13 protein-coding genes are annotated in these 14,619 nt (G+C 51.4%); 11 read left to right on the forward strand and 2 right to left on the reverse strand.

Annotation, left to right across the window (positions count from 1 at the left end; translation table 11 throughout):
* The first annotated feature begins 52 nt into the window (after positions 1–52).
* Genes BN3772_RS25665 through bshB2 form a run of 3 tightly spaced genes read left to right on the forward strand, consistent with a single transcriptional unit; the run spans position 53 to position 1,449 of the window.
* The gene (locus BN3772_RS25665) at positions 53–361 is read left to right on the forward strand and encodes a hypothetical protein (RefSeq protein WP_042203164.1); all 309 of its coding nucleotides are present in this window, start codon (positions 53–55) and stop codon (positions 359–361) included.
* A gap of 48 nt (positions 362–409) precedes the next feature.
* Positions 410–754, forward strand: coding sequence for a YojF family protein (locus BN3772_RS25670; protein WP_042203165.1), 345 nt, complete (start codon positions 410–412; stop codon positions 752–754).
* 23 nt (positions 755–777) lie between these two features.
* Positions 778–1,449 (forward strand): bacillithiol biosynthesis deacetylase BshB2, encoded by a 672-nt coding sequence (gene bshB2 / locus BN3772_RS25675; RefSeq protein WP_042203257.1) that lies wholly within the window; start codon positions 778–780, stop codon positions 1,447–1,449.
* Positions 1,450–1,451: 2 nt separating this feature from the next.
* Here bshB2 and BN3772_RS25680 read toward each other — a convergent pair whose 3' ends face one another.
* Positions 1,452–2,786 (reverse strand): uracil/xanthine transporter, encoded by a 1,335-nt coding sequence (locus BN3772_RS25680; protein WP_042203166.1) that lies wholly within the window; start codon positions 2,784–2,786, stop codon positions 1,452–1,454.
* A gap of 130 nt (positions 2,787–2,916) precedes the next feature.
* Here BN3772_RS25680 and BN3772_RS25685 point away from each other — a divergent pair, with 130 nt between their 5' ends.
* Positions 2,917–3,834 (forward strand): LysR family transcriptional regulator, encoded by a 918-nt coding sequence (locus BN3772_RS25685; RefSeq protein WP_042203168.1) that lies wholly within the window; start codon positions 2,917–2,919, stop codon positions 3,832–3,834.
* On the opposite strand, the gene BN3772_RS25690 is transcribed toward BN3772_RS25685, so the two are convergent.
* The gene (locus BN3772_RS25690) at positions 3,776–5,152 is read right to left on the reverse strand and encodes an MFS transporter (protein ID WP_042203169.1); all 1,377 of its coding nucleotides are present in this window, start codon (positions 5,150–5,152) and stop codon (positions 3,776–3,778) included. The genes BN3772_RS25685 and BN3772_RS25690 overlap by 59 nt on opposite strands.
* A gap of 112 nt (positions 5,153–5,264) precedes the next feature.
* Here BN3772_RS25690 and BN3772_RS25695 point away from each other — a divergent pair, with 112 nt between their 5' ends.
* From BN3772_RS25695 to BN3772_RS25725, 7 genes are all read left to right on the forward strand, one after another.
* On the forward strand, positions 5,265–6,140 hold the full coding sequence (locus BN3772_RS25695; RefSeq protein WP_042203170.1) for a LysR family transcriptional regulator: 876 nt from the start codon (positions 5,265–5,267) through the stop codon (positions 6,138–6,140).
* Between the two features lie 51 nt (positions 6,141–6,191).
* A complete protein-coding gene (locus tag BN3772_RS25700) occupies positions 6,192–6,737 on the forward strand; it encodes a GNAT family N-acetyltransferase (RefSeq protein ID WP_086074758.1) in 546 nt (181 codons plus the stop codon).
* Between the two features lie 82 nt (positions 6,738–6,819).
* The gene (locus BN3772_RS25705; RefSeq protein ID WP_042203171.1) at positions 6,820–9,075 is read left to right on the forward strand and encodes an ATP-binding cassette domain-containing protein; all 2,256 of its coding nucleotides are present in this window, start codon (positions 6,820–6,822) and stop codon (positions 9,073–9,075) included.
* 512 nt (positions 9,076–9,587) lie between these two features.
* Entirely contained in the window at positions 9,588–10,715 is a 1,128-nt protein-coding gene (locus tag BN3772_RS25710) for an ROK family transcriptional regulator (protein ID WP_042203172.1), read from the forward strand.
* Positions 10,716–11,011: 296 nt separating this feature from the next.
* Entirely contained in the window at positions 11,012–12,511 is a 1,500-nt protein-coding gene (locus tag BN3772_RS25715) for a sugar ABC transporter ATP-binding protein (protein WP_042203173.1), read from the forward strand.
* 14 nt (positions 12,512–12,525) lie between these two features.
* Entirely contained in the window at positions 12,526–13,557 is a 1,032-nt protein-coding gene (locus BN3772_RS25720) for an ABC transporter permease (RefSeq protein WP_042203174.1), read from the forward strand.
* Positions 13,558–13,608: 51 nt separating this feature from the next.
* The gene (locus tag BN3772_RS25725) at positions 13,609–14,607 is read left to right on the forward strand and encodes a sugar ABC transporter substrate-binding protein (RefSeq protein WP_042203175.1); all 999 of its coding nucleotides are present in this window, start codon (positions 13,609–13,611) and stop codon (positions 14,605–14,607) included.
* Positions 14,608–14,619 lie beyond the last annotated feature (12 nt).

Genomic DNA, 14,619 nt, shown 5'->3' on the forward strand with positions numbered 1-14,619 from the left:
ACAGGAATACCGTAACTGAGCCGCTGCAGAAATTTGTTTTTGGAGGTATAACATGAATCAGCGTTTTCGTATTACCCGTTCAATGCAGGAGGACACTGTTGTACAGGCGATCACCCTGGAGGAATGCAAACAGTATTTTGCCGGGAGAGCTGACTTTTTTTATTCGCCAACCTTTAGTGTTATAGGACCGGAGAGCACTATGACCATTGAGGGCGATTTCTTTATGTGGAAGCATGGTGAGGCGGAAATTCCTTTCCGGCTGTATTCAGGAGACCTTTATGTGGCGGTAGCTGCTGAGGCTGTCGTTCCTTTGATGATTGAGATTGCCACTGATCTTGAGGCGGATATAGTAGAAGGGTAGACAGTGTAGTGCACCATTAACATTCTTATACAACAGAAGGAGATTAATATGCAGCTGATAGAACCGCATCATATACAGTCGCGGATTAATGAATTATCCGGACAGGATCTGTATCTTCATCTTGAGCTTACAACAGGAGCCTATGCTAACCACCTGGACAGCAGCCGCCATCCGGCATCCGCATTTATCAGTAATGCCGTCATCCGCTATACTCAGGGCTCCATCTCCGGCACAGGCCCGTACCGGGTCGGATTAAAGACCGGTCAAGGCTGGATTTATGCCGAAGGGCTTACTCATATAGATGAGCTGGATACGAAGCGTCTTATTCTGGCCGGACATGACAGCATGGGTAAGCTGGTTGTTGCTCTGCAGCTGAGTCTGGAGGCGTTCTGATGATAATGGAGGAGAAGACAATCATGAATACTAATCTAAGTGTTCAGCACATATTGGCTGTGCTCCCGCATCCGGATGATGAGTCCTTTGTTGCAGCGGGAACATTGGCTAAATACATAGCTGAAGGCGCACAGGTTACCTTTGCCTGCCTGACTCTTGGTGAAATGGGCCGTAACATGGGGATTCCGCCTTTTGCCAACCGGGTGACTCTGCCTGCTATCCGCAAAGTTGAATTAGAAGATTCCTGCCGCGCTATTGGTATCCAGGACCTCAGAATGCTCGGTTTCCATGACAAGATGATAGAATTCGAGGATCGGGAGCTGCTGGACGGGGCTATTATGGCATTGCTGCAGGAGCTGAATCCGGATATTGTGATTACATTCTATCCCGGCTACAGTGTACATCCTGACCATGATGCAACCGGGGCAGCTGTTGTCCGGACTATAGGCCAGCTTGCGGAGGAAGAACGGCCGGTTGTGCTCTGCAGCGCATTCTCCAGCAATCATGAGCAGATGATCGGCAGAGCAGATGTAACGGTAGACGTTACTGCGTTCCTGGCTTCTAAGATGGCTTCTATTCAGGCTCACCGTTCACAGTTCCAGGCAGCTGAGCTTGTGGGCAACCGGGTCCTGACCCAGGAGGAAATCATCAGCCGTTACGGCACTGAGCAGTTTTGGACTTACCGGTTCAGCTAAGCTTATCTGGATGCCGGCAGGCTGGGAGTCTTGGGCTCGAATTGGCTCCATGGAATAAGGTTCTCCATGACAATAGCCAGTATCACGCCAACGACCAGACCGTTGGAGGCGACCGGAGTCAGCAGCGGAGGGAAGTCGGCAAAGGCAGCTGCGGGAATATTCATAATTCCGATTCCGGTCAATACCGGCAGGGCGACCCGGTAGATTGTTTTGGAATTTAGTGCGGTCCGGCCCAGGGTGTTCAGCGCCGTGCCGAACATCTGCAGGTAAGCGACAAACAGCACTGCGCTGCCGACAGACATTGGAAGCAGCGCCAGCCAGCTGCTCAAGCCCGGAATGATGCCGACCAGCATAAGCAGGGCTGCCCCGATGATCAGAGCTGACCGGCGCAGCACTCTCGTATTCTCCAGAAATCCGATAGAGGAGGCGAATGTGCCGAACGGAATCAGACCGAAGCAGGCACCGGCAACCGAAAACAGATTAGTGAACAGCAGCGAGCGGACATACTGCTTCTCAGTAGCCTGCTGCTGGTACAGCTTATCTGCGGCCAGCAGGCTGGTTAATGTATTGGTCATGTTAACAAGCCCGGCAAGCAGGCCGACAATGACGATGCCAGGCTCAAAGGACGGCTTGCCCCAGGGCAGCCATTGCCAGACAGCCGCCGTACTTACTGCTTCGGCACTTCCAGTGCTCCCTGGGCTGCCGAAACAGATGACGTAGGCAATCCAGCCGGCTATGATGCCAAGCAGCAGGGAGAATTGGCTGAGCTTGCCTTTGGCCTTCAAATGGATGAAGGATACGAACAGAATGATGACGAGCGACAGTCCGGCGAGCTGTAAGTCCCATTTGCCGCCGGTGCTGTAGCCGATCATACCTTTAAAAAAGGTATTGGCCAGCTGAAAGGTGAGCAGCAGCAGATAGATACCCATCACGACCGGGTTGAACAGCCGCTGCAGCAGTTTAAGAAAGCCCAGTAGTGCAAGCAGACTTCCGGTTATGCCGGCCAGCAGAAAACCGCCGGTCAGGCTCGCTGCCACGGATGCAGGATTCATGCCCATTGCCGGAGCAGAAGAGATAATTCCCAGCACCAGCCCCCACCAAATGCCAGCCGGACCATCCATCAGGGCATAGCGGTGTCCCCATAAGGCTTGGACCATACATAGCAGGCCGGTCAGAATAAAGGAACGCTGCATAGAAGCGGTAATGTCGCCTGCAGTCATTCCCAGCGCATGGCCCACTGACAGAGGGACCAGCACGGTATTGGTAAACAAAAAGAAAAGCCATTGCACGCCTGCGGGCAATAAGCTCAGGTGGTCTTTGAACTTGTTCCATTGCATGATCTTTACCAGCTTTCTGCGTAAGTTTACATAAGCATGGTATCATGGAGTGAGCTATATGAATAATATTATAAAAATAGAAAAAGTATATGATAATCATATACTTTCGTTTTATTAAGGAGCTGAGTCTATGGATATCAGGCAGCTGCGGTATTTCATAACCCTTGCGGAGGAACGTCAGGTAACCTCTGCGGCGCTGAAGCTGCACATGTCCCAGCCTCCGCTGAGCCAGCAGCTGAAGCTGATGGAGACGGAGCTTGGTGTGCAGCTGTTTCACCGGAACGGCCGTCAGCTGGAGCTGACGGCTTCCGGGAGAACGCTATATGAGCATGCCCTGACGATTACCCGTCTGATGGATGAAGCGAAGGCAGAAACGCGTGAGAGCGGACAGGGTATCCGCGGCAGGCTGGCAATCGGGGTGAATACCTTGTCCGATTCCCGTCTGCCCGGCGCGCTCAGCCGGTTCCGCAATAAGTTCCCGAAGGTAACGTTCAAAATCCAGCAAAATGAAACCAATACACTGATACAGCTGGTCCGTGATAAGCTGCTTGATCTGGCAATTGTCCGTCTGCCAATTGATCTGGAGGATTTTGACTGCCTGATGCTTGGGGATGAACCGCTATATTTCGTTACTGGTAATACAGTCGCGGATACGATGACCTTGCCGGAGGAAAGCGTATCTTACGAGGACATTACCGGATACCCGCTGCTCCTTCCGAGTACTGAAGGATTAGGCCTGTATAACCTGATCCTGGAGCATTTCCGCTCCCGGGGACTGTCCCCGCGCATTATTGGAGAATGCTCTGACATCGGAATGCTTATCGGGCTGGTAGCTTCCGGGTTCGGTGCTTCCATTTTGCCGGAGACCTCACTAAGCAGACATGCCAGCCGGAGCATCCGCTATTACCGGATTGATGACCCGCATGCGGTATCCAGCTCTGCTGTTATCTGGCTGAAACGGCCGTTCCTGAGCAAGGCAGCTGTCAACTTTATCGGGACCCTGCGCGCAGGCGCTGCCGGTTCAGAAGGATCAGCAGAAATGCAATAGTTGCAAGAATAATGGCAAGGAGCCGTAAGCCGCCGGAGCTGAGCTGCCCCCCCATAACCAGGCCTGTCAGCAGGGAAGACAGGATGGTCCCGAAATACCTTGAGGTATTGAATACACCGGAGGCAACACCGATCATTTCTGGCGGTGAGCTTTGAAACAGAGCGGCCTGCAGTCCCACGCCGCTGAGCCCGCTGCTTAGGCCGAAAGCAGCCAGAGCTATACATATGCCTGCAGCCGGGGAGTCTTCATTCATCATTACCAGCCATAGAGAACCGAACGTCATCAGGGAAGCAGACAGCATTAGAGCTGGTCCCGGCCCTGAGCGGTCTACCCAGCGTCCGGCAACCGGGGCAGCCAGGAGTGAGCATAAGCCGAGGCTTAGCATAAAAAGGCCTGTCTGGATGACACTGACTCCCCTTACCGTCTGCAGATAAGAGGGAACTCCGAAGAACAGCGCATAGAACAGTACATTAACCAGCATGTACTCTATATTGACCCGGGTCATTGCGGGATAACGGGCAAAGGTGCGCAGGGGAATGAAGGGGGAAGCCGATTTCAGCTCATTCCATACAAAAACGGTAAGCAACCCCAGTCCGCCTATTACCGCAAGGATCTGCCATAATGCTGCGGTTCCGAAAGATTCAAAGGACAGTACACCGAGGAGCAGGGATGTCAGCCCGGCTGCAAAAAGGAGGATTCCCTTAACGTCCATGATTTCCAGCCATTTAGTAAACGGCAGGTCTTTAAGCAATGAAGCCTCCGGATGATCCTCAGGAATACTCCGCCAGGCCAATACAAAGCCGGCAGCTGTAAAAGGAAGGTTGACCCAAAAAACAGCTTCCCAATCCCACAAGGCTATAATAACGCCCCCGACAAAAGGTCCGACTGCCGCAGCGCCTGACAAAAAGACGGACAGCACAGACAAGGCAGCAGCCTGATTCTCCTTAATATGTATCCGCACAATAGCCATTCCGACTGCAACCATCATACTTGTCCCGACGGACTGGATAATACGGAAAACAATCAGCCAGCCAAATCCCGGCGAGAAGGGGGCCAGCATGGAGGCTGCAAATGCAACAACAAGCCCCGCGAGGAAAATGCGGCGGCGGCCAAACAGGTCGCTGGCTTTGCCCATAACCGGCTGGGCGATACTGCTGGCAATGTAAAAGGCAAACACTACCCAGGATACAGAAGTATAATCAAGCTGATAGACCTCCTGCAGTCTGGTTAATGCAATTGAGATCATAGAAGAATTCAGCGGATTCAGCAGGACTCCCAGTCCAATTGCAATCAGTAACCACCTGCTGTTAACCTTCATATTAAAGTCCTCCTCTTAATTAATGTATAGTCATCGTATCTGAAATCCAATATTTACTCCAATGCATTTTGTGTTATGATTTCAGTGACTGAAAGGAATGAAGGGAGGCGCTATGGAGCTTCTACAACTGCAATATTTTGTAACGGTAGCCCGGTTAGAGCATGTTACTGAGGCTGCGCAGAGCCTGCATGTTACGCAATCCTCGCTGAGCAGAACCATTGCCCGGCTGGAGGAGGACCTTGGTGTTCCGCTTTTTGACCGGAACGGCAGGCGGTTGAAGCTGAATGAATATGGCAGCAGATTTTTACAGCGTGCGGAGCGTGCTTTATTTGAACTAAACCAGGGCAGGCAGGAGCTGCAATCCCTTGCAAGCCTCGAACCGGATACGCTGGAGCTCGCTGTGACCGCGGCGAGTACGCTCCCTAATATTCTTCGGGTCTTTCGTCAAAAGCGCCCGGACATTCGTTTTCATGTCCAGATGCTGACAACCCGGGAGATGACCGACTGCCTGCAGAGGGGCGAAGTGGATTTCTGCCTGTCTTCACCAGCCTTTGAAGCGGAGGAGATTGAGACACGGATTGTATATATTGACCCGCTTCTGGTTGCAGTACCGAAGGGGCACCGGCTGGCAGAGCGGTCTGTCATCGGCTTGGCGGAACTGAAGGATGAACCTTTTGTCGGCGTCAAAAAAGGTTACGGAACCCGGGATCTGGCTGATTCCGTATGCGGCGCAGAGGGATTTACACCGCATTATGTGTATGAAGGAGATGAGCCGTCGAGGCTGATTCAGCTGGTGGAAGCGGAAATCGGCATTGCGTTTATTCCCGGAACGGCACAGGATGTACGCGGAGCGGTTAGCTATCTTCAGGTAGATAACGGCAGTCTCGTGAGAGAAATCGCTCTCCTGTGGAATAAAGGAAGATATCTTTCGCCGGCAGCCTGCGATTTTCGTGAAGTTGTAACCGGTTATTTTGCCGGATTGCAGTAGGCGTATAATCTTGAGAGATTTATTATTAATATTTAGCAGGTGGTGCAGACAGTGGACAAGACAGTGGATCAGCAAATATATGTCCGTTTCCCCGAGAAAGCCGATGCTGCGGCTCTAACGGATATTTACAGGCGTAACCGGGCATTTTTCGAGAAATATTCTCCCAGCGCCATTGATGAATTTTATACTGAGGAGTATCAGCTTCAGCTTATTGTGAACAGCAAGTCAGACCGTGAGACAGACCGGAGGTATGACTTCGTAATTTGCCGGCGGGAGGATGGCAGAGTGATCGGCAGTGTCGGCCTGTCTTTTGTAATGAGAGGCGCTTTACAGAGCTGCATGATCGGCTATAGCCTGGATCAGGATTACAACGGCAGGGGGTATATGACCGAGGCAGTGAACATTGTTGTGCAATACGCCTTTGAGGAGTTGAAATTTCACCGGATTACGGGGGAGGCTTCCCCTAAGAATCCCGGTTCAATCCGTGTTCTGGAGAAAGCAGGCTTCCACAAGGAAGGCATCGCTGTCCGCAATGTCAGAATTAACGGCGTGTGGGAGGACCATCAGGTGCTGGCGATACTCAATCCTGCAGATTAGATCAGAACCGGATTTCCTCCGGCAGTTAATGGTACAATAGCTATGTCTGCTGTAACAAACACCAACCGGAGGGATGCTTAATATGAGCGGGTTAAATCAAGAGTATATCGTTATTTCAGGGGCAAGGGAAAATAACCTCAAAAATGTTTCGCTAAGCATCCCCAAACGGAAAATCACTATTTTTACCGGTGTCTCCGGCTCCGGCAAGTCTTCGATTGTCTTTGATACGATTGCCGCGGAATCCTCACGGCTGCTGAATGAGAACTTCAGTATGTTCGTGCGTACCTTTCTGCCCAAATTTCCGCAGCCGGATACGGACGCGATTGAGAACCTCAGTATGGCAGTTATCGTGGATCAAAAGCGTCTGGGTGGAGGCTCCCATTCCACTATGGGGACGGTTACGGATATTTCTCCTATCCTGCGCCTGCTGTTCTCACGGGTCGGCCAGCCGCATATCGGACCGGCGAATATGTTCTCCTTCAACGATCCGCAGGGCATGTGTCCTGAATGCAGCGGGATTGGCAGAAGATTAGGAGTCGATATGGACAAGGCGCTAGATCTGTCGAAGTCTTTGAACGATGGAGCAATACTGTTGCCGGACTATTCGGTAGGCGGCTGGGAGTTTAACATGATTGTCCAGGCCGGAGATTTTGACCTTGATAAGAAGCTGAGTGACTATACGGAAGCGGAGCTGGATCAGCTGCTCTACGCCAAGGCAAGAAAAGTAAAGATGGATTTTGCGGGTAAGGCCACCAATATTACTGTAGAGGGCGTCCTTGAAAAATTCACCGGTAAATATATCAGGCAGGATGTCAAAATGAAGTCTGAACGCACCCAAAAGATGGTAGCCCCCTTCATTACGGAAGGAAAATGCCCGAGCTGTCATGGGGCAAGACTGAGCCAGGCGGCACTGGGCTGCAGAATCAACGGCAGCAACATTGCGGAACTGTCTGCAATGGAGGTTGGCCGTCTGAGCCGCGTTATTCAGGAGATCAGTGATCCGGCAGCAGCGCCTGCCGTCAAATCGCTGAACGAACGGCTGCAGCATCTGGTGGACATCGGGCTTGATTATCTGACGCTGGACCGAGAGACGGACACCCTGTCCGGCGGAGAATCCCAGCGGGTCAAGATGGTGAAGCATCTCAGCGGAAGTCTGGTGGATGTTACTTATATCTTTGATGAGCCGAGTGTCGGACTGCATCCCCGGGATGTTCACCGGCTGAACGAGCTGCTGCAGAAGCTGCGCGATAAAGGGAACACGGTGATTGTGGTCGAGCATGATCCCGATGTCATCAAGGTGGCGGATCATATCGTGGATGTCGGTCCGCAGGCAGGGAGCCGAGGCGGAAATATTGTGTTCGAGGGCAGCTACAGGGGACTGCTGGAGTCCGGCACTTTGACAGGTACACATCTGAAGCGCCCGCTGCAATTGAAGCAGCAATTCCGGCAGGCAAGCGGAAAGCTGCCGGTTAAGGATGCCTCGCTGCATAATCTGCAGAATGTCTCTGTGGATATACCTGCTGGAGTGTTAACGGTGGTTACCGGAGTTGCCGGGTCAGGTAAAAGCACATTGATTAACGATGTATTTCTAAGCCTGCATCCGGAGGCTATTGTGATTGACCAGTCATCAATCGGTGTATCCACCCGCTCCAATCCGGCAACCTATACCGGGATCATGGATGATGTGCGCAAAGCGTTTGCTTCAGCCAATAAGGTCAGTCCCGGCTTGTTCAGCTTCAATTCCAAGGGAGCCTGCGAGAACTGCCAGGGGCTCGGTGTTGTGTACGCCGACATGGGTATTCTGGATACCGTGAAGCTGCCTTGCGAGGTATGCGGGGGCAGACGGTTCAAAGAAGAGGTCCTTGCCTACACGCTGAACGGCCGCTCGATTGCTGAAGTGCTTGAGATGACTGTGGAGCAGGCACTGGAGTTCTTTGAACTGAAGGAGGTACGGCGGAAGCTGCAGGCGCTTAGCGATGTCGGGCTGACCTATATTACGTTAGGCCAGCCGCTCAGCACCCTCTCAGGCGGTGAATGCCAGCGTATTAAGCTGGCCAGTGAATTGCACAAGCAGGGAAGCATCTATGTGATGGACGAGCCGACGACCGGGCTGCATATGTCTGACATCGGCCATCTGCAGGAGATGCTTGACCGGCTGGTGGATGCCGGCAATACCGTGATCGTAATTGAGCACAATCTGGAGGTTATCAGCCAGGCTGACTGGATAATCGACCTGGGGCCGGACGGCGGAAGCCGGGGCGGACAGATTGTGTACGAAGGTACACCTGACCGGATTGCGGAAGCCGCAGAGTCCATTACAGGTAAGTACTTGAATTAAGATAAACTGGATAGCCCGGTCTGAACCGCCTGTTCCGCTGGCGGCTCGGACCGGGCTATTTTGTGCCAGGCGGAGGCTTCTTTAGGGAATATATTGAACATCCTTAAGAAACTACCAGAAGGGCTTCTGTTCCCGCCTTAGGTAAAGCGCTGGGCAGCCGATAGATCTCCCCTCACAAAAGCTAACCTCAGTCAGTCGGTTCACAGTCAAATCCGTTTTAAGTGTACTTTGTACAATTAAAACAGGGGAATTTAGTCATTTTAAGGAGATAACTGTATTCTGTACATCTATTTCCCTCGAAAAAGCCGGTTTCGGGCATTTTTGGCAAATATAAATGTATAGAGTGCAGTTAAAACCTGCAGCGGACCTAATTAGCCAGGTCTAATTGCAGAATATATAGTGAAAATATTCACAAATTGATCTCCAGATCATTGCAAATCCGGATGAACATGTATTATGATAATGACAGCACATAACAGAAATACATTTATAAAAGTCGGAGGATTTGTTATATGGCAGCACAGCGCTTGAATAGCATGGATGTAAAAAAAATAAACCGGAACGCCATATACCGTTACCTGTATTATAATCCTTCGACCTCCATTCAGGAAATTGCTTCGGCAGTGAACCTGAGTCTTCCGACGGTTACCCAGAATCTCAAAGAGCTGCAGGAGCGTGAGCTGATCATAGAGACAGGGTTGTTTGAATCCACCGGCGGACGGAAGGCAAAGGCCATGGCCTGCAACAGCACGGCTAAATACAGCATCGGGCTGGATGTGACCCGGAACCATGTCGGAATGGTTGCCATTGATCTGAGCGGGAGGATCGTGAGGAATGTCCGTCACCAGTATCCTTTTGCCAATACCGGAACGTACTTTCAGGGAGTGGGCAGGCTGGTGGAGGAATTTGTGGCAGAGTGCGGCATTGAACCGGGCACAATCCTCGGTGTCGGCATTGCCCTTCCAGCCATTCTTGAGGCTGGCCGCCAGACAGTCAGCTACGCTACGGTCATAGACTTCAAAGGCGGAAATGTCCGTCAGTTTGCAGAGTATATTCCTTACGAATGCGTTTTGAGCAACGACGCCAATGCAGCGGGCTTCGCCGAATTATGGGGAGAACAGGATCTCAATAATGTCGTCTACCTCTCGCTGAACAATAGTGTCGGCGGCTCGATCATCGTCGATAACCAGATTTATGCCGGCCAGAATCACCGCAGCGGTGAATTCGGGCATATGACAATTGTACCCGGCGGCCTTACCTGTTATTGCGGGCAGAAGGGCTGCGTCGATGCATACTGCTCGGCCCGCATCCTCTCAGACAGCACAAAGGGGAGTATCTCTGAATTTTTCCGGCTGCTGCGCGCCGCTCATGAGCCGCAGATGAAGCTCTGGGAGGAATACCTTGCCTATTTGGCTGTGGCAATCAACAATCTGCGGATGCTCTACGATTGCGATGTCATTCTGGGCGGTTATGCCGGTGCGTACATGGAAGAATACATCGATAGCCTGCAGGAACTTGTTGCGCTTAAGAACACCTTTGAAGCAGACGGCTCCTACCTGCGGGTCTGCAAATACAAGCTGGAGGCTACAGCGGTAGGCGCTGCACTGGAGCTTGTTGCCGGGTTTATCGACAGCATCTGATATGAGGTAAATGAGCCATTGTCTAAAATACAGGTTGCACTGATAGAAGTCCTGACGATAGCGGATGGGTGCCGGAAGAAAGGTACGGTCCGCTGCGGTTGGGGCTTTTTTGTGTCTGTTTTGAGGATGCTGTGAATCCGCTTACAAATTATTTTGATATTCTGTTGACTTCAAGGCAATTCTGATTATAATCTTCTTTAGGGCGTTTTATAAAAGTATATTAATAAAGATGGGGGATATGAAAACCGTATCTCAACATGCATTTCAACATGTATCTCAATAATGGAGGGAAGGGAATGGAACAAGAGATTAAGCTTAGGGTGTCGCAGATTGAAAAGTCCTTTCCGGGGGTCAAGGCATTAGACAAAATTGATTTTACGGTGAAAAAAGGATCGGTGCATGTGCTCTGCGGCGAGAACGGCGCGGGCAAATCCACCCTGATGAAGATCATCAACGGCATTCACCAGCCGGACGGCGGGCAGATCTTCATAGACGAGCAGCCCGTCAGGATTGGCAATCCCATTCAGGCGCGTAACCTGGGCATCTCGATGATTTTTCAGGAATTGAATGTTGTGCCGGAGATGACGGTCGAGGAGAATCTGTTTCTGGGAAATCTGCCGGGAAAACGGTTCGGTAACGTGGACTGGAAGGAGGTCAGACGGCGGACCACGGAACTGCTGAAGGCTGAGAATCTACCGTATTCACCAACGACACTGCTTAAGGATCTGACGGTATCAGATATTCAGATGCTGGAGATTATGAAGGCGATTTCGTACAAATCTGACATCATTATTATGGATGAGCCGACCTCCGCGATCACCCATGAGGAAGTGGAGAAGCTGTTCATCAAGATCAGGGAGCTTAAGGCACGGGGCGTCTGCATCATTTATATCTCCCACAAGCTGGACGAAATCTTTCAGATTGCCGATGAGATCACGGTGTTCCGCGACGGAACGGTTGTCGAGAGCCATCCTAAGGAGGAGCTGGATATTGAAACGGTCATTTCGCTCATGGTGGGACGCAAGCTTACGAATACATACCCGAAGGAAGCTGTGGAGATCGGTGATACGCTGCTGAAGGTCGAGAAGCTGTGCGGTGCCGGAGGATATAAGGATGTCAGCTTCTATGTGCGAAAAGGGGAAATGATCGGCTTCGCCGGACTGGTGGGAGCAGGCAGAACCGAAGTTATGCGCTCACTGTTCGGGCTTGATCCTATTCTTTCCGGACAGGTGTACATGAAGGGGCAAGAGGTTAATATCCGCAGTGTTGAGCAGAGCATCAGAAACGGCATGGTCATGTTATCCGAGGACAGGCGGCGGTACGGGATCATTCCGATGCGGTCGGTCAGAGAGAATACCACATTATCTTCGCTGCAAAAAGTATTCTTCCGCTTCCGCTATCAACGAAAGAACGAGCATTCGCTAGTGTCAGAAATGTTCAGCAAGATGCGGGTGAAAACACCGTCCATGGAGACTGTCATTGCATCGCTCAGCGGGGGCAACCAGCAGAAGGTGGTGCTCGCCAAATGGATGCTGCTCAATCCTGACGTACTGATTCTGGATGAACCCACACGCGGCATCGACGTAGGAGCCAAATACGAAATTTACAAGCTGATGACTGAGCTGGTGAAGGAAGGCAAAGTGGTTATCATGGTTTCCTCCGAGCTGCCTGAGTTAATCGGGATGTGCGACCGGATCTACGTAATGGCTAAAGGGACGATAACCGGGGAGCTCAGCAGACAAGAGTTCACCCAGGAGCAGATTATGAAGTATGCCACCGGAACAACTACATCTTAATGAGGTGAAAGAAATTGAAAGAGATCAATTGGAGCCAATTCTGGAGCACCTTTAAAAAAACGTACAGCATTTATCTGGTGCTGCTGGCCTTGTTTATTGTTTGTTCTTTTGCTAATCCGAACTTTTTATCGGTTAACAATCTGACCAATATCTCCACGCAGCTTGCGGTTACCACCATTCTGGCCTTCGGCCAGACGCTGCTGATTATCAGCGGGATGCTCGATTTATCACAGGGCTCCGTACTGGCGCTTTCCGGCGTTTTTGCAGTATCTGCCTATAAAGCTACCGGTTCATTCACAGTCGCTATCATTACCGGCATAATGACCGGTATTGTCTGCAACATCCTCAATGCCGTTATGGTCAGCACCTTCAAGACACCTCCGTTTATCGCTACGCTTGCTATGCTGACTATGGCCCGCGGGGTAGCCCTACTCTTTACAAAAGGCCAGAACATTCTGCAGCTGGGCGATTTCACTGTACTAGGCCAAGGCTCCATCGGCTTTGTCCCGATTCCCGTTATCTTCCTGATTATCTTCGCGGTTATTACCTGGTACATCCTGCGGCATACCAAGTTCGGGCGTTCGCTTTTCGCCGTGGGCGGCAATGAAGAAGCCGCAGTAGCCTCAGGCATTAACGTGCATAAGGTCAAATATACCGCCTTTATCATCAACGGGATTTTTGTAGGCATGGCCGGCATTCTCTTTATGTCCCGGGTCAACGCGGGGCTTCCCAACGGCGCAATCAATTATGAGTTCACAGCGCTGACCGCAGCGATCATCGGGGGCACCAGCTTCTCCGGGGGCATCGGTTCGGCGGGCGGCACACTGGCCGGTGCGTTTATTGTCGGCTTCCTTGATAACATTATGAACCTGACCAATGTTGACTCCTATATGCAGCAGATTATCCGCGGCGCCATTATCGCCTTGGCAGTGATCTACGACATCCGCTCCAAAAACCGCAGAACCAAAAGCACACTGGGCCGGATTGAAGACAAGGGTAGCCGCAGGAAAGGGAAAGGGAAAGGCATTACAGAAAGCCATAAATGAATACCGGATTAAACAGCGATGCTGTTTAAAATAAATAAAAGGGGAAGACATATGAAAAAAACGCTATTAACTATGGTTTCAATGCTGCTTGTAACGGGAATGCTGGCAGGCTGCGGAAATTCGGATAAGGTAAACTCTGCGAACGGCGGAGAAAAGGCGAACAGCGGTGATAAGGTCTATAAAATTGCTTATATTGCCCGTGCCCAGTCCGATTCGTTCGCTGCCTGGCTGGCTAATGCGGTGAAGGAGGAAGCGAAGAAGTATCCGGACATCAAGCTGGAGGTCTTCGACGGCCAGGCTAACGATGATAAGGAAAATTCCATGATCGAGAATGCGATTACCAATAAATTTGACCTGGTCATCGTCCAGCCGAACAACGGTGAAGCACAACGGCCTTATGTTGAAAAAGTTATCAAAGACGGCAAATTCGCGATCACAACGAACGCGCGGATTACCGGAATTGAAGGCGCTTCCTCTGTGGACGCCGATCCGTACGAGCAAGCAGGCGTGAACGCCCGCGCCGCACTGGACCAGATCCCGCAAAATGCCAAGGTTGTCGTCCTGAACGGACCCTCCGGCAACTTCCATGCCGACAAGCGCAGAGAAAGCTGGCAGAAGGAGTTTTTTGACAAACGTCCCGATGTACAGATCGTAGGTGAGCAGATAGCCAATTGGAACAAGGACGAAGCGATGAAATATATGGAGGACTGGGTGCAGGCGAACGACAAGATCGATGCGGTAATCTCCATGAACGACAACATGGCGGCAGGCGCCGTCGAAGCGGTGAAGGACAACAGCAAATTTGACGGTATGCTGGCCTATGGGGTGGATGGGACACTCGAGGCTTTCCAGCTCATTAAGGAAGGCAAAATGACCTCAACCTGCCTGCAGAACGCTTTTGAACTGGCCGAGAAGCTTCTGGATACGAGCAGCAAGCTGCTGACCGGAGCGGAAAAGCAGGTGGATACAGATATCGGCAACCCGCTTATAACCAAGGATAACGTAGACGAATATATCGCATTGCTTGAGAAAGCCGAAGCGCTGAAGTAACAGGCTAATTAC

The sequence above is a fragment of the Paenibacillus camerounensis genome, from assembly GCF_000723885.1.
Lineage (GTDB): Bacteria > Bacillota > Bacilli > Paenibacillales > Paenibacillaceae > Paenibacillus_AQ > Paenibacillus_AQ camerounensis.

Coding starts and splice junctions, on each gene's coding strand:
- BN3772_RS25725 (WP_042203175.1), top strand. CDS start 13,609: ATGAAAAAAACGCTATTAACTATGGTTTCAATGCTGCTTGTAACGGGA.
- BN3772_RS25665 (WP_042203164.1), top strand. CDS start 53: ATGAATCAGCGTTTTCGTATTACCCGTTCAATGCAGGAGGACACTGTT.
- BN3772_RS25685 (WP_042203168.1), top strand. CDS start 2,917: ATGGATATCAGGCAGCTGCGGTATTTCATAACCCTTGCGGAGGAACGT.
- BN3772_RS25715 (WP_042203173.1), top strand. CDS start 11,012: ATGGAACAAGAGATTAAGCTTAGGGTGTCGCAGATTGAAAAGTCCTTT.
- BN3772_RS25690 (WP_042203169.1), bottom strand. CDS start 5,152: ATGAAGGTTAACAGCAGGTGGTTACTGATTGCAATTGGACTGGGAGTC.
- BN3772_RS25710 (WP_042203172.1), top strand. CDS start 9,588: ATGGCAGCACAGCGCTTGAATAGCATGGATGTAAAAAAAATAAACCGG.
- BN3772_RS25670 (WP_042203165.1), top strand. CDS start 410: ATGCAGCTGATAGAACCGCATCATATACAGTCGCGGATTAATGAATTA.
- bshB2 (WP_042203257.1), top strand. CDS start 778: ATGAATACTAATCTAAGTGTTCAGCACATATTGGCTGTGCTCCCGCAT.
- BN3772_RS25695 (WP_042203170.1), top strand. CDS start 5,265: ATGGAGCTTCTACAACTGCAATATTTTGTAACGGTAGCCCGGTTAGAG.
- BN3772_RS25680 (WP_042203166.1), bottom strand. CDS start 2,786: ATGCAATGGAACAAGTTCAAAGACCACCTGAGCTTATTGCCCGCAGGC.
- BN3772_RS25705 (WP_042203171.1), top strand. CDS start 6,820: ATGAGCGGGTTAAATCAAGAGTATATCGTTATTTCAGGGGCAAGGGAA.